A 17,547-nucleotide genomic window follows, 5' to 3' on the forward strand; every position below is an offset into this window, starting at 1 on the left:
ATAGCGCAAGGGGCTCTTGCACAAAGATGCTACCCGAGGAAGGACCGAGGTGTCGGCTCCCGACCAGCTCCTGGTGGTCATCGACCCGGTCGCGCGCCGCAGCGACGGCGAATCCGTACGGATCGCGAAGGACGTGCTGTGCGGCGGGGCAGCGGCGAAAGTGTGTCTGCCCGACACCCCGGAGGAGTTCGAACGGGCTCTGGCGCGGCGGGGCGCCCGGCGGCCCGTCGTGATCGGTGACGACCGGGCGCTGGTGCGTGCCGTGGAGCTGCTGCACCGGGGCGGCCGGCTGGGGGACGGCGCCCTGTCGCTGGTGCCGGTCGGGCCGCGCGGGACGGTGGCCCTGGCCGCGTCGCTGGGGGCTCCGCTGGCCACGGTGACCGCGGCGCGGGTGGTGCTGGACGGGGTGGAGCGGCGGCTCGACCTGCTGGTGGACGACGGGGGCGGGGTCGTCGTGGGCGGCCTGAGCATCCCGGACGGCCCGCGCCCGCCGCCGGCGTCGCCGCCGATGGCCCCGGCGCCCTCGGTTTGGGGCACGTGCCGGTCGCTGGTGCGCACCCTGGTGGGTCCGGCGGTGCCGCATGTGCGGGTGCCGCACATGCGGGGTCACCGGCTGCGGGTGGAGGTCGACGGGCGGCTACTGAGCGATGTGGACGACCCGGTGGAGGGCGTCACGGTCGCCTCCCGGGACGGCGCCGCGGAGGTCGTGGTGCACCCCAGGGCGGCGGGACCGCTGCGCTCGGCGGCGCGCACGGTCACGGTGTCCGGCCCGTCGGGCACGGGCTTCCGCTACTGCGCGGACACCCGGATCAGCGGCCCGGTCCGCACGCGCACATGGACGGTCCGCCCGTCGTCCTGGTCACTGCTGGTACCGGCCCCGGCGCTGTCCACGGACGGCGCGTAGGTCGCGCCCGTCCTCAGTCGCCGGACGGGCTCGACCGGACACGACCTACGCCGTGTCCCCCGGCGGCCGGGCAGGCTCGTCGTCGCGGTCGGGAACCATCAGCCAGGTCCCGCCGCTGATCATCCCGAGCGCGGAGAGCCCGAGCGGGATACGCCACAGCCTGGTGGGTTCCGTCCATGACTGGGGTGCACCGAAGGTCATCCAGAGGGCGAGGACGATGCCGGCAAGAACCACGGCGACGCCCGCGACGCGTCGTAAAACGTAAGGCATCGGGCCATCATCTCGTACGGCTCGTCCATGATCCAGTGAGAGATCAGCCGGACTTGTGCTCCCGCCAGCGGATCATGATCTGGAGCATCTCCTTGTGGAGGAACTCGAAGAACTCCGCAGTCTCCGCGACCCGCGCGCCCGCCGCCGTGTCCGGGCCCAGCGTTTCGGCGCCCTCGCGGAGAGTCTTCTCCCAGCGGGCGAGGACCTGGTCGCGGCGGGTGAAGATCTCGTACCACATCTCGTCGTGGAGGACGTACCGCTCGCGGCGGGAGCCCGGGTCGCGCTCGCGGCCGATCATGTTCACCTGCGACAGATAGCGCACGGCGCCCGACACGGCGGCCGGGCTGACCCTCAGCCGCTCGCCCAGCTCGGCGGCGGTCATCGACGCCTGCTCGGAGACCAGCAGGGCGGCGAAGACCCTGGACGCCATGCGCTGCATCCCGGCCTGCGTCAGCTCGCCCGCGAAGCGCTCCACGAAGCGGCTCACCGCTTCCTCGTCGCTTTCCCGCACCCCTATGGCCTGGTCGTCCTTCCCCATGCGCCCATCGTCTCCCGTCGTCCGCCGCACCGGACGATTTTATACGCTTCCTTAACTTCACAAATTCGTGAAACCAGTCGTAGCGTCGAAGCATGACGAACGCCATCACCGTCGCCGGACTGCACAAGTCCTTCGGGCGCACCCACGCGCTGGCCGGCCTCGACCTGACCGTCGCGACCGGCGAGGTCCACGGCTTCCTCGGCCCCAACGGCTCCGGGAAGTCGACCACCATCCGGGTCCTGCTCGGCCTGTTGCGCGCCGACTCCGGCACCGCCCGGCTCCTCGGCAAGGACCCCTGGCAGGACGCGGTCGAGCTGCACCGCCGCGTCGCCTACGTCCCCGGTGACGTGACGCTGTGGCGGAACCTCTCCGGCGGTGAGGTGATCGACCTGTACGGCAGGCTCCGCGGCGGCCTGGACAATGCGCGGCGCGCCCAGCTGATCGAGCGGTTCGAGCTGGACCCGACGAAGAAGGGCCGTACGTACTCCAAGGGCAACCGCCAGAAGGTCGCCCTGGTCGCCGCGCTGGCCTCCGACGTCGACGTACTGATCCTGGACGAGCCGACGAGCGGCCTCGACCCGCTGATGGAGGGCGTCTTCCAGAGCTGCGTACGCGAGGAGCGCGAGCGCGGGCGGACCGTGCTGCTGTCGTCGCACCTGCTCAGCGAGGTGGAGAGCCTCTGCGACCGGGTCAGCATCATCCGCAGGGGCCGCACCGTCGAGTCCGGCTCCCTCGCCGAGCTGCGCCACCTGACCCGTACGAGCGTCGAGGCCGAGCTGGCCGCGCCGCCCAACGGGCTCACGCAGCTGCCCGGCGTCCACGACCTGGAGGTCGCGGGCCACCGGGTGAGGCTCCAGGTGGACACCGACCGGCTGGACGCGGTCCTTCGCTCGCTCACCGAGTCCGGGGTGCGGTCGCTGACCAGCGCACCGCCCACCCTGGAGGAGCTGTTCATGCGGCACTACGAGAACGAGACGGACGAGACGGACGAGACGGGCACGGCCCACGAGACGGACGAGGCGGTGGAGCAGTGAGCACGCTCACCGTCACCGCCGCCCGGCGCACCGGCGGCGGCGCCCGCCACCTCGCCGGCACCGGCGCCCTGCTGCGGCTCGCCCTCCGCCGCGACCGGATCATGCTGCCCCTCTGGGTGCTGGTCCTCGGCACCATGGTCGTCAGCGGCGGCTCGTCCATCGAGGCCCTGTACGACACGCCCGCCAAGCGCGCCCAGGTCGCCGCGACCATGAGCGCCAACAGCTCGCTGCGGTCCCTGTACGGGCCGGTGTTCGGCGACTCGACGGGCGCGCTGGTGGCCTGGCGGTTCGGGGTGTTCGCGGCGGTCCTCGCGGCGGTCATGAGCCTGATCGTCGTCGTACGGCACACCCGCGAGGAAGAGGAGACCGGCCGCCAGGAGCTGCTGTCGTCCGCGATGGTCGGCCGACGGGCACCCCTCACCGCCGCCCTCCTGACCGCACTCGTCGGCAATACGGCCCTGACGTTGATCATCACGGCCGGTCTGGCGGGCCGTGGCGCGGGCAGCGCGCTCGCGCTGGGCCTCGCGGTCGGGCTGACCGGCATGGTCTTCGCCACGATGGCGGCGATCGTCGCGCAGCTCACGGAGAGCGCCCGGCTGGCGAAGGGCCTGACGTCGGCGGTGCTGGGCTTCGCTTTCATCCTGCGCGCCGCGGGCGACGCGGGGCGGGCCGACGGCGGGTCGGTACTGACCTGGCTGTCGCCGGTCGGCTGGGCTGAGAACGTCCGGGCGTTCGCGGGCGACCACTGGTGGGTGCTGCTGCTGCTCACGGCGGCCGTCCTGGTGCAGGGCCTCGTGGCGTACGAGCTGACGAGCCGCCGCGACGTCGGCATGAGCTTCCTGCCCGCACGTCCCGGCCCCGCCGCGGGACGGCTGGCGACGGCGGGCGGACTGGCGTGGCGCCTCCAGCGCGGCGGGCTGCTCGGCTGGACGCTCGGCTTCCTGGTGGCGGGCATCGTCTTCGGCGGCATCGTCGAGGGCGCGGCGGACCTGGTCGGGGACAACGAACAGGCCCGCGAGATCTTCGAGCGGATGGGCGGCGGACGCGCGCTGACGGATGCGTTCCTGGCGGCGCTGCTCGGCATGTTCGGGATGGTCGCGTCGCTGTACACGGTCGGGTCGGTGCTGCGGCTGCACAGCGAGGAGACCTCGCAGCGCGCGGAGCCGGTGCTGGCCAACGCGGTCGGTCGGCTGCGCTGGGCGGCCGGGCACCTGGTGATCGCGTTCGCCGGGGCGGTGCTGATCATGCTCGCGGCTGGGGTCGGCATGTACGTCTCGTACGGGAAGGACCTCGGCCCGGTCCTGGGCGCGGCGGCGGTGCAGTTGCCGGCGGTGTGGCTGCTGGGCGGGCTTGCGGTGCTGCTGCACGGCGCGTTCCCGAAGGCGGCGGTCGCGGCGTGGGGCGTGGCGGGCCTGTCGCTGGCCATCGGCTGGATCGGCCCGGCGCTGAACCTGCCGCAGTCCGTCCTGAACCTGTCGCCCTTCGGACACCTGCCGAAGCTGCCGGGCGCCGAGATGGCCTGGGCGCCGGTGCTGGTGCTGCTGGCGGGCGCGGTGGTGCTGGTCGCGGCGGGGCTGGTGGGGCTGCGACGGCGCGACATCATCACCTCATGAGGGTCACACCGTGAGTGTCACCTCGTGAGAGTCACACCGTGACCAGCAGTTCCTTGAGCCCCCGGATCACATAACCCGGCTGCCACTCCGGCTCCCTGACGAGATTCATCCCCGGGGCCCGGCGCAGGAGCTCACCGAACGAGGCGGTGAGCTCCAGCCGGGCCAGGGGCGCGCCCAGGCAGTAGTGGATGCCGGCGCCGAAGGTGATGTGCGGGTTGTCGGCGCGGGTGAGGTCGAGGCGGTCGGGTTTGGCGAACCGGGCGGGGTCGCGGTTGGCCGAACCGAAGAGCAGGGCGACTTCGGACCCGCGAGGCACGGTGACATCACCTATCCGGATGTCGTCGAGCACCCAGCGCTCGAACATCTGGAGCGGGGTGTCGTAGCGGAGCAGTTCTTCCACAGCTGTGGACAGCGAGATGTCTCCGGCGCGGAGGGCGGCGAGCTGCTCGGGGTGCCGGAAGAGGGTACACCAGCCGTTGACGGTGGTGTTCACCGTGGCTTCGTGTCCGGCGTTGAGGAGCAGCACACAGGTGGAGATCATCTCCTGCTCGCTGAGTCTCTCGCCCTCGTCGTGGGCGGCGATGAGCGCGGAGACCAGGTCGTCGCCGGGGTGCCGGCGGCGCTCGGCGATGAGACCGCGCAGGTAGGCGGAGAACTCCACGGAGGCCGTGACGGCCCGGCGCGCGGTCTCGTCGTCCGGATTGAGCTCGAACATCCCGCAGATGGCGGCGGACCAGGGGCGCAGGAGGTGACGGTCGGGGGCGGGGATGCCCAGCATCTCGGCGATGACGGCGACGGGGAGGGGCTCGGCCACCCGGGCCAGGAGGTCGCCACCGCCGTCCGCGAGCAGGTCGTCCACGAGCTCGGCCGCCAGCCGCGCGACGGTGGGGCGGAGCCGGTCGACGGTGCGCGGGGTGAACGCCTTGGACACCAGGCGGCGGATCCTGGTGTGGTCCGGGGCCTCCAGGTCCAGCAGCCCGTTCCCGTTCAGCACATGGAACGGCTCGTGCTCGTGCGGCGGCGCGGTCCGCCCGAACTCCTCGTGCGTGAAACGGTGCAGATACGTCCGCCCCAGCCTCCGGTCGCGCAGAAGCGCGGAGACGTCCGCGAAGTGGGGCACGAGGTGCTGCCGGCTGCCCTCGAACCAGTGCACCCGGCCCTTGTCCCGGAGCGCCGCGTACGCCGGGTACGGGTCGGCGACGAACCCGGCCGCCCAGGGGTCGAACGTCGTGTCCATGCGCGGACGCTACCCCAGCGGCGACGGGAGCGGACCCAGGAGTGTCCGGCGGATCATGCCGACATCCGAGCCGGGTGCCCTTGACCCCGCGGCCCAGGCATGATCCGCCGGACACGACCTGGCTAGCCCGGGGTGACCAGTCGCGCCTCGTACGCGAACACCGCCGCCTGCGTGCGGTCCCGGAGGCCCAGCTTCACCAGGATGCGGCTCACATGGGTCTTGATGGTGGACTCCGCCACCACCAGGTGGGACGCGATCTCGGCGTTGGACAGGCCCTGGGCGATCAGGACCAGGACCTCGGTCTCGCGTTCCGTGAGGTCACCGACCTGGGAGAGCGCCGCCGGCCGCGGCGACTCCGCGCGCTTGGCGAACTCGGTGATCAGGCGCCTCGTCACCGTCGGCGCCAGCAACGCCTCGCCCGCCGCCACCACCCGTACCCCGTCCGCCAGCTGCCTCGCCGACGCGTCCTTCAGCAGGAAGCCCGACGCGCCGGCGCGCAGCGCCTGGTAGACGTACTCGTCCAGGTCGAAGGTGGTCAGGACGAGTACCTTCGCGTCGCCGTCCGCCGCGACGATCTCCCGTGTCGCGTCGATGCCGTTCATCTCCGGCATGCGGATGTCCATCAGGACGACGTCCGGACGCAGTTCCGCGACCTGCCGGACCGCCTCCCGCCCGTTGACGGCCTCGCCGATCACCTCCATGTCCGGCATCGCGTTCAGCAGGACGGAGAAGCCTTCCCGCACCATCATCTGGTCGTCCACGACCAGGACTCCGATCGTCACGGCGCCTCCTCCTTCGCGACGGGGACGAACGCCGCCACCTCGTACCCGCCGTCCTCCGTCGGGCCGGCCGTCAGTTCGCCGTTCAGCATGGCCACGCGTTCACGCATGCCGGTGATGCCGTGGCCGGCGCCGGGCGAGGGCTTGACGAGGCCGCGCGCGGGGCCGTTCACGACGCGCAGGCCGAGCCCGCCCAGGACGTAGCCGATCTCCACGCTCGCCGCCGCGCCAGGCGCGTGCCGCAGTACGTTGCTGAGCGCCTCCTGCACGATGCGGTACGCCGACAGCTCCACGCCCTGCGGCAGGTCCCGTACCGCGCCGGTCACCGCCTTGTCCACGGTCAGCCCGGCGTCCCGGACGTTGGCCAGGAGCCCGTCGAGGTCGGCGAGGGTGGGCTGCGGGGCGTCGGGGGCCTCGTAGTCCTCGGCGCGTACGACACCGAGGACGCGCCGCAGCTCGGTGAGGGCTGCCACCGCGTTCTCGCGGATCGTCACGAACGCCTGCTCCAGCTCGGGCGGCGGGTTCTCCACGCGGTACGGGGCGGCCTCCGCCTGGATGGCGACGACCGACATGTGGTGGGCGACCACGTCGTGCAGCTCACGGGCGATGGTGGTGCGCTCCTCCAGGAGGGTGCGCATGGAGCGTTCCTGCGCGGTGACGGTGCGTTCCGCGGTGACCTCCTGCCGCGCCTCGCGGCGCACATGCAGGACGGTGACGCCGAGCAGCGCGAGCGCGGAGGCGAAGAGCAGCGGGGCGGTGTTGCTGCCGTAGTCGCTGCCGAAGAGCGACCCGGCGAACATGCCGTACAGCCCGGTGAGCGCCCACATCCACGCGGCGGTACGCGGCCGGGTCCGGGCGGCGACGACGGTCAGCACGACGAGGTGTGAGAAGAAGGTGGTGGGCGACCACGGCCAGCCCGCCCACTCGCCTGCGAAGAAGCCGTACACGGGCGTGGCCGCGAGGGACGCCCAGAACGCGGCGACCGGCCGCACCAGCGTCAGGACGACGGCCGCCGCGGGGACGAGCCCGGCCGGGAAGAAGACTCCCCCGGAGTCGTACTCGATGGCGAGGAGCACCAGAGCCGCCCCCACCACGAGGGCGTGCGGGGTCCACGCCGCGTACTGGCGTATCCGCCCCGGTAGCCGCCGCGTCACGGGGCCGTCCGTGGCCATCGGCGGCAGGGGCCGGTAGGCGAGGGCGTCGTGGAACAGCTCCTGGCGCAGGCCCTGGAGCACACCCATGGCGTGGTGGAACTCGGGGCTGCGGCTGCTGCTGCCGTCGGGGGCGGAGAAGCGCTGCGTCGTCTCGGTCACGTCGGCCACGGTACGGGGACCACCTGCCCACGGCGTCGGCTTGGAGAGGGGTTCTGGGACGTCCGTCCTGAGGACTACGTGCGACGACCTGCGGCTACGCCGGCCGCGGGGGCAGAGGTCCGCGGGCTCCGGACTGCGCGGCTTCCGGACTGCGACTGCGCGGCTTCCGGGGACGCGGCGCTTCCGGGGATGCGGCGCTTCCCAGGGCTCGGAGCCGGGGCTCGGGGGCTCGGGGGCTCGGGGGCCGCTGCCGGCTACCACGCCAGCTGCGCGATCTCCTCCGCCACCACCGCGCACGCGTCCGCCGCCGGGTCGATCAGCGGGAAGTGGCCCACGTCGTCCAGCAGTGTCAGCCCGACCATCTCGCCCGCCCTCGCCGCCGCGTCGGCGTACGCCTCGGCGACCGGCAGCGGTACGACGGTGTCCTCGCGACCCTGGACCACGGCTGTGGCGATGCCCGTGGGAAGCAGCGCGGACGGGTCCGTCGCGGCGGCCCGGGCCTTGAAGTCGGGCTCTCCGCCCAGCAGTTGGGTGACCGCCCCGCCACACACGCCCAGCTCCACGGCCCGCTCGAAGTGGGCGATCGGGGCGAGGGCGACGACGCCGCGCAGCTCGGGCGGGGCGGGCAGCCGCCAGGGGGTGCCCGCGGGCAGGACATGCCGGGCGGCGGCCCACAGGGCGAGGTGGCCGCCCGCGGAGTGGCCGGTGACGACCGTACGGCGCGGGTCGGCCTGCGGCAGGTGCGCCGCGGCCAGCGCGGGCAGCGCGTCCAGTGCCGCCGCCACGTCGTCGAACGTCTCGGGCCAGCGCCCGGCCACGGGGTCGGCACCCCGGGGCACCGGGACCTCGCCGCCGCGCCGGTACTCGACGCTGGCGACGGCGAACCCGCGCCGGGCGAGGTAGTCCGCGAAAGGGGAGATGTGCCGCCGGTCGTACGGCGCCCGCCAGGCCCCGCCGTGCAGGACGACCACGAGCGGCACCCGGTCGCGCCGGTCCCGGGGCGCGTAGAAGTCGACGATCTGGTCGGGGTGTTCACCGTACGGGGCGGTGGAGTCGGGGGCGACGGCCGGATGCGACAGGGCCGACGCCTCCTCGGCGGCGTCGCGCGCGGCGGGGTCGGGCATGGGTGCTCAACCTTTCGGTGACGGGGCCGAATTGGCCTGACCTGCGGGGACCGTATCAGGACTGACGCCCCCGCAGGTCGGCTCGAACACCGGCGCTATCGCGGCGAACGCGCTCCCGTATCCGCCTCGGCGCACACCTCCGCGAGCACGCGCGCCGCGCGCTCGGTGTCGGCGAACCCGACGTACAGCGGTGTGAAGCCGAAACGCAGCACGTCAGGGCGGCGCAGATCGCCGACGATGCCGCGTTCGATCAGCACCTTCATCACGGCCGGGGCGTCGGCGCAGGCCAGCGCGACCTGGCTGCCGCGCTCCTCGTGTGCGGCCGGTGTGAGGGAGGTGAGCCGGCCGTCGGGGACATACGCCCTTACGCACTCCAGGAAGAAGTCCGTCAGGGCGAGGCTCTTGGCCCGCACCTCCTCGATCGCCACGCCGTCCCACACGTCCAGCGCCGCCTCCAGCGCCAGCATCGACAGGATGTCGGGCGTACCGACCCGGCCGCGCAGGGCGCCGTCCGCCGCCGCGTACCCGGGGGTCATCGCGAAGGGGTCGGCGTGCGAGTTCCAGCCGGGCAGCGGGGAGTCGAAGCGCGGCTGGTGGCGGGCGGCGACGTACAGATACGCGGGCGAGCCGGGCCCGCCGTTGAGGTACTTGTATGTGCAGCCGACGGCCAGGTCCACGCCGTGCGCGTCCAGGCCGACCGGGAGGGCGCCCGCGCTGTGGCACAGGTCCCACACCGCGAGGGCGCCCGCGGCCCGCACGGCGGCGGTGATGCCGGGCAGGTCGTGGAGGCGGCCGGTGCGGTAGTCGACGTGGTTGACCAGCGCGGCGGCCGTACGCGGCCCGACGGCCTCGGCGACCTCGCCGGGGGCGACGGGGACGAGGCGCCGGCCCGTCAGCCGGGCGGCGGACTCGGCGATGTACCCGTCGGTGGGGAACGTCGTCGCGTCGACCACGATCTCGTCGCGGCTCTCGTCGTCCACCAGCCGTACGGCTCCGACCAGCGCCTTGAAGACGTTGACGCTGGTCGAGTCGCCGACGACGACCTGTCCCGGCGCGGCGCCGACGAGCGGGGCGACACGGTCCCCGATCCGCTCGGGCGCGGTCCACCAGCCGCTCTCGTCCCAGGAGCGGATGCGCAGCTCGCCCCACTCGCGGGTGATGACGTCGGCCATACGGCCGGGTACGTGGCGGGGCAGCGCGCCGAGCGAGTTGCCGTCCAGGTAGACGACGCCGTCGTCGAGGGCGAACAGCTCACGGCGCTTGGCCAGCGGGTCGGCGGCGTCGAGCGCCGCGGCGCGCGTGCGCAGGGGCTCAGACATGGCTGCGCGCCGTCCACAGCTCGGGGAAGACGTTCTTGCGGGCGCGCTTCTCCAGCCAGGCGACCCCGGCGGAGCCGCCCGTGCCGGTCTTGGAGCCCATCGCGCGCCGGGTGGCGACCAGGTGGTCGTTGCGCCAGCGCCACACCAGCTCGGCGACATCGGTGAGGGCCTCGCCGAGCTGGACGAGCTCGTCGTGCTCCTCGGGGGCGGCATAGAGGCCGACCCAGACGTCCTCGACCTGGGGCGACGGCTCGTACCGCTGGGTCAGGTCCCGCTCCAGGACCTCCGCCGGCACGGGCAGCCCGCGCCGGGCGAGGAGCCGCAGCACCTCGTCGTACAGGCTGGGCTCGGCGAGCGCCTTCTCCAGCTCGGCGTGGACGCGGGGCGCACCGCGGTGCGGGACCAGCATCGACGCGGACTTGTCGCCCAGCAGGAACTCCATCCGGCGGTACATGGCGGACTGGAAGCCGGAGCCCTCGCCCAGCGCGCTGCGGTAGGCGTTGAACTGGGCGGGCGTGAGGCGGGCGATCGGGTTCCAGGAGGCGTTGAGGGCCTCCAGCTCGTGCGCCGAGCGCCGAAGGGCGGCCATCGCGTCGGGGACGCGGTCCTCGCGCAGGGCGCGGCTCGCGGTCTCCCACTCGTGGACGACGACGGTGAACCACAGCTCCATGACCTGGGTGGTCACCAGGAAGACCATCTCCCCGGGGTCGTCGGAGCGCAGGTGCTGGAGATGGGTGAGGACGTCCGCCTGGACGTAGTCCTCGTAGGGTGTGGTGCCCGCGAAGTCCAGGTTCGGCATGTCCGAACCGGTCTCGGGGGCAGCGCCGGTAGGCGAAGTAGACATCGCTGTCTCCGTCAATGCGTTCTACCGGGTAGCGGTCCGCTCCTTCCGTACGGGGGTGGAGCTCCGGTCCCCTCGGGACCGGGCGGCGCAGACGGCACACGCGGTCCCGGTCGCATCATGGCACGATCGGCCCGGTGATGTAACGGCCGTCCTTGTCGTACGGCCAGGCGTTGGAGACGCACCCCTTCAGGCCCTTGATCTGCTGCATCATCACAGGCGCGAGCCTGCCCGGGCCCGGGCAGGCCATATGCGTGCGGATGCCGATCTCGTGACCGATCTCATGGTTGATGATCAGATGCCGGTACTCGGCGGGGGTACCGGAGAAGGTCGGCGAGCCGAGCATCCACCGCTTGAGGTTGACGACGACACCCTCGGTGGTCTCGCAGTTGTACTCGCCCCTGGTGTCGAGGCCCTGCGCGAGGCAGAGCCTGTCGGCGGTCTTCGGGGTGGCGATCCGGATGACGAAGTCGGCGTTCTCGGAGACGAGCTGGAAGGCGCCGCGGCCGTGCGCGGCCCAGCCCTGCGGGTGGGCGAGGATCTCCTCGATCTGGTGGGCGGCGTCGGTGGCGGAGAGGCCGATGCCGTCCTCGACCTGGACGCGGTAGCGGCGGGGCGTGCCGGTGCCGGCCTGCTCACCGGACGCCTTCGCGGTGGTGAAGGTCCCGGGCCCGGAGGACGGCACGGAGGACACCGACGGGCCGGGGCTGCGGCTCGGGGCCGGGCTGGGGGACACCGACGGGGACGGCGACGCGGACGCCCTGCCCCCGGCCTTCGGGGAGGGTGAGGCGTCCGGCGACTCCTGCGCCCGCGCGTCCGGCCCGGCCGACGACACGGCGAGCGGGCGGTCGCCCTCGGGCCCGCCGCTCTGCCAGTGGGCGAGGGCGGCGCCGCCGCCCAGGGCCATGACCCCGAGAGCGACACCGCCCAGCAGTATGCGGCCGAGCGGCCGACGTCGGTTACGGCCCCGGCCGCCACCGCGGCGACGACGTGTACGCGGCGCGGCGGCTCCACGCTTCCCCAAGACAGACCTCTCCCCCTGGCGCGGCCGGGTGCGGGGGAGGCCCGGCCGTGAATCGATGATCTGTGCGATCGTACCGGCCGGTCATGTCAAGGGCGCGTCAGCCTGGCGGGCGCCGGAGCCGTCAGCCGCGCGTGTCGGCGCCGGAGCCGTCAGCCGAGCGTGTCGGCGGCCAGCGGCGACGAGTCGCGCAGGAACGTCGAGCAGCGCTCGTACTCCTCCTGCTCACCGATCGCCTGCGCGGCGCGCGCGAGCGCGTGCAGGGCGCGCAGGAAGCCCCGGTTCGGCTCGTGCTCCCACGGCACCGGGCCGTGGCCCTTCCAGCCGCTGCGGCGCAGGGCGTCCAGGCCCCGGTGGTAGCCGGTGCGGGCGTAGGCGTACGACTCGACGACACGGCCGCCCTCGTACGCCACGTCGGCGAGCTGCGCCCAGGCGAGCGAGGACGACGGGTACTTCGCGGCGACCTCCTCGGGCGCGGCCCCGGACGCCAGCAGTTCGCGCGGCTCCGGGTCGTCGGGCAGGTGGGTGGGGGGCGGTCCCCCCAGAAGGTTCTCGTGAATGGTCATGGCCCCAGTCTCCTACGACGGGCCCGCTACGACGCCAGACGGGTCAGTGTGCGGGTCAGCGCGTCGATGCCCCGCTCGGCCTTGGCACGGGGGCAGCCGAGGTTGACCCGCACATGTCCCTTCGCGCCGTACACCGCGCCCGGCCTGACGGCCACCCTCTCGTCCGCGATCAGCGCGTCGTTCAGCGCCTCGTCGTCCACGCCCAGCGGCCGCAGGTCCAGCCACGCCAGGTAGCCGGCCTGCGGCGGCGCGTACAGGGCCCGGCCCGGGAAGGCGTCCTCCAGCCGGTCGGCGAGCAGCCGCAGATTGCCCACGACGTAGCCGCGCAGCTGATCCAGCCACGCGGCACCGTGCCGGTACGCGGCGACGTGCGCGGTCAGAGCGAGCGCGGCGGGCGACCCGAGGCCCTCGCCCCGCTCCATCCTGCCGACGAAGGCGGCCCGGTCGTCCGGGTCGCCGATCACCCCGTACGCGCCGGTCAGCGCCGGGAAGTTGAACGCCTTCGAGGCCGACGTGATGAGCGCCCAGCGGCCGCCCGGCCGGGCCACGGACAGCCACGGCACATGGCGGTGGCCGTCGTGGGCGAGGTCCGCGTGGATCTCGTCGCTGATGACGGCGGCACCGTGCGCCTCCGCCAGCGCCGCGAACCCCTTCAGCTCCGTCTCCGTCCACACCCGGCCGGTCGGGTTGTGCGGCGAGCAGAGCAGCAGCACCCGGCTGTCGGGCCGCGCCAGCTCCCGCTCCAGGGCCTCGGCGTCACCGACCGGGACGCCCCGCAGCTCCCGGCCGAGCCCGGTCAGCGCCTTGATGAACCCGTCGTACGTCGGGGTGTGGACCACCACGCCGTCCCCCGGCCGGGTCCATATGCGCAGCAGCTGCGCCAGCTCGTTCACCACGGACGGGCCGTACACGAGCGCCTCGGGGTCGACCGCCACGCCGTGCCGCGCGCCGTACCAGTCGCGCACGGCCTCCGGGAAGCCGGTGTACCGCCAGTCGGTGTAGCCGAAGACGCCGCGCGCGATGCGCCGCTGGAGTGCCTCCAGCACCTCGGGCGGCGACCGGAAGTCCATGTCGGAGATGGTGAACGGAATCAGGTCCGGCACCCCGTACGCCGCCGGAAGGACGTCCCACTGGAACGATCCGGTACCCCGGATGTCCACCGGTGTGTCGAAGTCGTACGTCATCGTTCCCCTCCTCATGAAGCGGGCCCGGCACCGCGCTGTGCGGTGCCGGGCCCGGCCGGTGACTGCCGACGCCTACTTCAGCTTCGTGCCCGCCGAGCGCAGCGACTGGCACGCCTCGGTGACGCGCTTGGCCATGCTCGCCTCGGCCACCTTGCCCCAGGTGCGCGGGTCGTAGGTCTTCTTCGAGCCGACCTCGCCGTCGACCTTCAGGACGCCGTCGTAGTTCTTGAACATGTGGTCCGCGACCGGACGGGTGAAGGCGTACTGCGTGTCGGTGTCGAGGTTCATCTTGACAACGCCGTTCTCCAGGGCGGTGGCGATCTCCTCCGCCGTGGAGCCGGAGCCGCCGTGGAAGACGAAGTCGAACGGGTCGGTCTTGCCGAAGCGCTCGGACACACCCTGCTGGAGGTCCTTCAGCAGCTCGGGGCGGAGCACGACGTTGCCCGGCTTGTAGACGCCGTGGACGTTGCCGAAGGAGGCGGCCAGCAGGTAGCGGCCCTTCTCGCCCAGGCCGAGCGCCTCGGCGGTGCGGATCGCGTCGTCGACCGTGGTGTACAGCTCGTCGTTGATCTCGTGGGTGACGCCGTCCTCCTCGCCACCGGTCGGGGTGATCTCGACCTCAAGGATGATCTTCGCGGCGGCGGCCTGCGCGAGCAGCTCCTGGCCGATGGCCAGGTTGTCGGCGAGGGTCTCGGCCGAGCCGTCCCACATGTGCGACTGGAAGAGCGGGTTCTCACCCTTGGCCACACGCTCGGCGGAGACGGCCAGCAGCGGGCGGACGTAGCCGTCCAGCTTGTCCTTCGGGCAGTGGTCGGTGTGGAGCGCCACCGTGATGTCGTACTTCGCGGCGACGATGTGCGCGAACTCGGCCAGGGCCACCGCGCCCGTCACCATGTCCTTGCTGTACTGGCCGCCCAGGAACTCCGCGCCACCGGTCGAGATCTGGATGATGCCGTCGCTCTCGGCCTCCGCGAAGCCGCGCAGGGCGGCGTGCAGAGTCTGCGACGACGTCACGTTGATGGCCGGGTAGGCGAACTTGCCTGCCTTCGCCCGGTCGAGCATCTCGTTGTAGACCTCGGGGGTTGCGATGGGCATCTGTCCGCTCCTTGTGATCTGCGGTTGCGTGCGTGGCTGATCCCTGACCTGGGGGCGACGTCATCGTCGCATCTATCTTTCCAGACCGCCCCGCAGTGTCCTCCCCCTGGACTGCCGAGGCATGCGTGACGGGTGGGTCGTTTCACGTGAAACGACCCACCCGTCGGAGAAGGCGCAGGTCAGGCGTAGGTCAGGCATAAGCCGGTCGGAGGTGGGGCGGGGCCGGGCGGGCGCCCGGCTCAGGCGAGACCCAGCTCGTCCAGGGCGTACGCGTACCGGTACGGCACCCCCGCCGTCTCGCTGATCTTCTCGGCCGCGCCGGTCGCCCGGTCCACGATCGTCGCGACCGCGACGACCTCGGCACCGGCCTCGCGGACCGCCTCGACGGCGGTGAGCGGAGAGCCGCCCGTGGTGGAGGTGTCCTCGACGACCAGGACGCGGCGGCCCTTGATGTCCGGGCCCTCGACGCGGCGCTGCATGCCGTGGGCCTTGGCGGCCTTGCGGACGACGAACGCGTCCAGGGTTCGGCCGCGCGCGGCGGCCGCGTGCAGCATCGACGTGGCGACCGGGTCGGCGCCCAGGGTCAGACCGCCCACCGCGTCGAACTCGAGGTCGGCGGTCAGATCGAGCATGACCTGACCGACGAGCGGCGACGCGGCGCCGTCCAGCGTGATCCGGCGCAGGTCGACGTAGTAGTCGGCCTCCAGACCCGAGGAGAGGGTCACCTTGCCGTGCACCACGGCCTTGTCCTTGATCTGCTGGAGCAGATCGGCTCGTACGTCAGTCATGCCCACGAGCTTAAGCCGAGCCCGGCACGACGCCGCTCAGAGGCGGCGCCAGGTCCAGGTCGTCTCGATCTCCAGCGGGTCGATGGGCGTCACCAGGCGCGGCGCGGTGTTCAGCCCGTTCGGCGGCCCCGACTGCGGCTCGACGCAGACGGCGGCCTCCTGCTCGTCGTACACGACGACCCACGGGGTGCGGCTGGTGACCTTCAGCTCCAGCCGCCCGGGCCAGGTGAGGGTGACGTCGACGCCGTCGGGCATGCCGAAGCAGTCGTCCCACGGGCCGGGCTCGGGCGGGATGCGGCGGCCGGTGGGGAGGTGGTCCTCACCGCGCTCCTCCTGCCACGCGGGCGTGAAGTCCAGCGTCACGTCCTCACTGCCGCTGCCGGTGCCGCTGCCGCTGCCGCTGCCGCTGTCGCCGCTCCCGCCGCCGAGCCTGCGGTTGAACCACGGGTGCCAGCCGGCCTGCGCCGGGAAGGAGTCGCCGTATGTCTCGACGCCCAGCCGGAGGGTGAGCGAGGAGTCGGTCAGCTCGAACATCTGGGTGACCCGCCCGGAATACGGCCACGGGTCGGCCAGGTCGTATGTGAACACCGCCTCCGTCTTGTCGGCGCGAGCCGTGCGCCAGGCGGTGTCACGGCCGGTGCCGTGCATCGCGTGGGGCGGCGCGTCGAGCGGCAGCCGGTGCTCGGTCGCGCCGTTCAGAAAGCGGCCGTGCGCGGTGCGGCCGCACCACGGCACCATGGGAAAGCAGCCGTACCGCTCGCCCTGGCGCAGCAGTTCGCCGCCGCCGATCCGGAGTCCGCTGATGCGGCAGCCGTTCGCCGGCGTGATGGTCAACTCGACGTCTCCGGCGGCCAGCCGGATGTCCTCTTCACTCATGCTCACACCGCCGACCCTACGTGCGCCCGCGGCTACCGGCGGCGGCGCAGCGCACGGCCCACGACCACCGCCGAGGCGAGAGCGAGCGCGGCGGCGGGGGCGAGCCAGCGCAGCGCGCTGGAGGCGGACGTGGTGTCCGGACCCGGCACCGGCGCGTAGCGGCCGCGCGGAGGGGCGTGGTCGACCTCCTCGGCACTGCGCCCGATCATGGTCCGCCGGGCGTGCGCGGCCTCGGCCGGTGGCTCGTCGGGGGCGGTCTCGTCGAGCGGGAAGTCGTCGACGGCGAACGGGTCGAGGGAGGACGGCGGTACGGGGGCGTCGAACACGGTCGGGCGCCGCGCGTCGGAGTCGTCGGCGAGGTCCTCGTCGACGCCGTCGTCGACGCCGTCGTCGTCCACGTCCTCGTCGTCCACGTCCTCGTCGTCCACGCCCTCGTCCACCTCCTCGACGTCCGCCTCGGCCACGTCGTCCGCGCGGTCCGCCTCGGCCGCCCCACCGGCCGCCTTCTCGGTGCTCCTGTCGGCAGGGCCGGTATCAGCGGCGCCCTGGTCACCCTCCCCCGCCGTCTCGGCGAGCGACTCGGCGAATCGGTCCAGCAGGCGGTGCGCCGCCGACGTCACGGCGTCGTCCGGGAGGTCGGCCAGGCGGCCCTCCGCGCTCGCGGTCCCGGTGAACGCCAGGGTCGTGCCGTCCTCGGCCGGGTCGAGCCGGGCCGTCAGTGCGACCTTCACACCGCCGCCGCCACGCACCTCGGTGCCCTCGCCCTCGACGTCGTACGCGCCGTCGTCCCGGACGACGACGCGCAGCGCGCCCCGGTAGGTGATGGTGTGCCCGCCGACGCGCAGCTTGAGGCGGCCCGACAGCGGGCCGGCCGACGCGTCCGCGTCCTGTTGGAGCCCTGGGACGCAGCGGGCGACTCGGGCGGAGTCCGCCAGCACGTCACGGAGGGTCTGTACGGCAACCGGAACGAACACCTCATGCTCCATGGAAGTCGAGCCTACCCACGCCCGGCCGTCCCGTCCCCGTTCCTCGCGACACCGATGCC

At 73.0% G+C, this 17,547-nt stretch carries 18 protein-coding genes; 3 read left to right on the forward strand and 15 right to left on the reverse strand.

What is annotated here, in order from left to right:
- The first annotated feature begins 49 nt into the window (after window positions 1-49).
- Window positions 50-904, forward strand: a complete 855-nt coding sequence (locus tag FVS66_RS11995) for a diacylglycerol kinase (protein WP_149181039.1) — start codon at window positions 50-52, stop codon at window positions 902-904.
- Window positions 905-949: 45 nt separating this feature from the next.
- On the opposite strand, the gene FVS66_RS12000 is transcribed toward FVS66_RS11995, so the two are convergent.
- Both FVS66_RS12000 and FVS66_RS12005 read right to left on the reverse strand, forming a co-directional pair.
- The gene (locus FVS66_RS12000) at window positions 950-1,174 is read right to left on the reverse strand and encodes a hypothetical protein (RefSeq protein WP_149181040.1); all 225 of its coding nucleotides are present in this window, start codon (window positions 1,172-1,174) and stop codon (window positions 950-952) included.
- 43 nt (window positions 1,175-1,217) lie between these two features.
- The gene (locus FVS66_RS12005) at window positions 1,218-1,712 is read right to left on the reverse strand and encodes a MarR family transcriptional regulator (protein WP_149181042.1); all 495 of its coding nucleotides are present in this window, start codon (window positions 1,710-1,712) and stop codon (window positions 1,218-1,220) included.
- A 92-nt stretch (window positions 1,713-1,804) separates the two neighbouring features.
- On the opposite strand from FVS66_RS12005, the gene FVS66_RS12010 reads away from it, so the two are divergent.
- On the forward strand, window positions 1,805-2,746 hold the full coding sequence (locus FVS66_RS12010; RefSeq protein ID WP_149181044.1) for an ABC transporter ATP-binding protein: 942 nt from the start codon (window positions 1,805-1,807) through the stop codon (window positions 2,744-2,746).
- Window positions 2,747-2,847: 101 nt separating this feature from the next.
- The gene (locus FVS66_RS12015) at window positions 2,848-4,359 is read left to right on the forward strand and encodes an ABC transporter permease (protein WP_262386949.1); all 1,512 of its coding nucleotides are present in this window, start codon (window positions 2,848-2,850) and stop codon (window positions 4,357-4,359) included.
- 31 nt (window positions 4,360-4,390) lie between these two features.
- Here FVS66_RS12015 and FVS66_RS12020 read toward each other — a convergent pair whose 3' ends face one another.
- The 13 genes from FVS66_RS12020 to FVS66_RS12080 all read right to left on the reverse strand — a co-directional run bounded on the left by FVS66_RS12020 (window position 4,391) and on the right by FVS66_RS12080 (window position 17,488).
- On the reverse strand, window positions 4,391-5,596 hold the full coding sequence (locus tag FVS66_RS12020; protein WP_149181048.1) for a cytochrome P450: 1,206 nt from the start codon (window positions 5,594-5,596) through the stop codon (window positions 4,391-4,393).
- Window positions 5,597-5,718: 122 nt separating this feature from the next.
- Complete coding sequence (locus FVS66_RS12025; protein ID WP_149181050.1) at window positions 5,719-6,378, reverse strand: response regulator transcription factor; 660 nt, start codon at window positions 6,376-6,378, stop codon at window positions 5,719-5,721.
- Entirely contained in the window at window positions 6,375-7,688 is a 1,314-nt protein-coding gene (locus FVS66_RS12030; RefSeq protein WP_262386938.1) for a histidine kinase, read from the reverse strand. The genes FVS66_RS12025 and FVS66_RS12030 overlap by 4 nt, the downstream gene beginning before the upstream one ends.
- 254 nt (window positions 7,689-7,942) lie before the next feature.
- Entirely contained in the window at window positions 7,943-8,812 is an 870-nt protein-coding gene (locus FVS66_RS12035; protein ID WP_149181052.1) for an alpha/beta hydrolase, read from the reverse strand.
- Window positions 8,813-8,907: 95 nt separating this feature from the next.
- Window positions 8,908-10,131 (reverse strand): kynureninase, encoded by a 1,224-nt coding sequence (kynU, locus tag FVS66_RS12040; RefSeq protein WP_149181054.1) that lies wholly within the window; start codon window positions 10,129-10,131, stop codon window positions 8,908-8,910.
- Window positions 10,124-10,975 (reverse strand): tryptophan 2,3-dioxygenase family protein, encoded by an 852-nt coding sequence (locus FVS66_RS12045; protein WP_149181056.1) that lies wholly within the window; start codon window positions 10,973-10,975, stop codon window positions 10,124-10,126. The genes kynU and FVS66_RS12045 overlap by 8 nt, the downstream gene beginning before the upstream one ends.
- A 115-nt stretch (window positions 10,976-11,090) precedes the next feature.
- On the reverse strand, window positions 11,091-11,879 hold the full coding sequence (locus FVS66_RS12050) for a DUF3152 domain-containing protein (RefSeq protein ID WP_149181058.1): 789 nt from the start codon (window positions 11,877-11,879) through the stop codon (window positions 11,091-11,093).
- Window positions 11,880-12,145: 266 nt separating this feature from the next.
- The gene (locus tag FVS66_RS12055; RefSeq protein WP_149181060.1) at window positions 12,146-12,559 is read right to left on the reverse strand and encodes a DUF3151 domain-containing protein; all 414 of its coding nucleotides are present in this window, start codon (window positions 12,557-12,559) and stop codon (window positions 12,146-12,148) included.
- Between the two features lie 26 nt (window positions 12,560-12,585).
- The gene (locus FVS66_RS12060; protein WP_149181062.1) at window positions 12,586-13,743 is read right to left on the reverse strand and encodes a MalY/PatB family protein; all 1,158 of its coding nucleotides are present in this window, start codon (window positions 13,741-13,743) and stop codon (window positions 12,586-12,588) included.
- Between the two features lie 72 nt (window positions 13,744-13,815).
- Window positions 13,816-14,856 (reverse strand): class II fructose-bisphosphate aldolase, encoded by a 1,041-nt coding sequence (gene fbaA, locus FVS66_RS12065; protein ID WP_262386950.1) that lies wholly within the window; start codon window positions 14,854-14,856, stop codon window positions 13,816-13,818.
- A gap of 221 nt (window positions 14,857-15,077) precedes the next feature.
- On the reverse strand, window positions 15,078-15,626 hold the full coding sequence (gene pyrE / locus FVS66_RS12070) for an orotate phosphoribosyltransferase (RefSeq protein WP_149181066.1): 549 nt from the start codon (window positions 15,624-15,626) through the stop codon (window positions 15,078-15,080).
- 36 nt (window positions 15,627-15,662) lie between these two features.
- Window positions 15,663-16,502: an aldose 1-epimerase gene (locus FVS66_RS12075; protein ID WP_149181152.1), complete on the reverse strand. Its 840-nt coding sequence runs from the start codon at window positions 16,500-16,502 to the stop codon at window positions 15,663-15,665.
- 32 nt (window positions 16,503-16,534) lie between these two features.
- Entirely contained in the window at window positions 16,535-17,488 is a 954-nt protein-coding gene (locus FVS66_RS12080) for an SRPBCC domain-containing protein (RefSeq protein ID WP_149181068.1), read from the reverse strand.
- Between the last annotated feature and the right edge of the window lie 59 nt (window positions 17,489-17,547).

Source organism: Streptomyces sp. TRM49041, assembly GCF_008271805.1.
GTDB lineage: Bacteria > Actinomycetota > Actinomycetes > Streptomycetales > Streptomycetaceae > Streptomyces.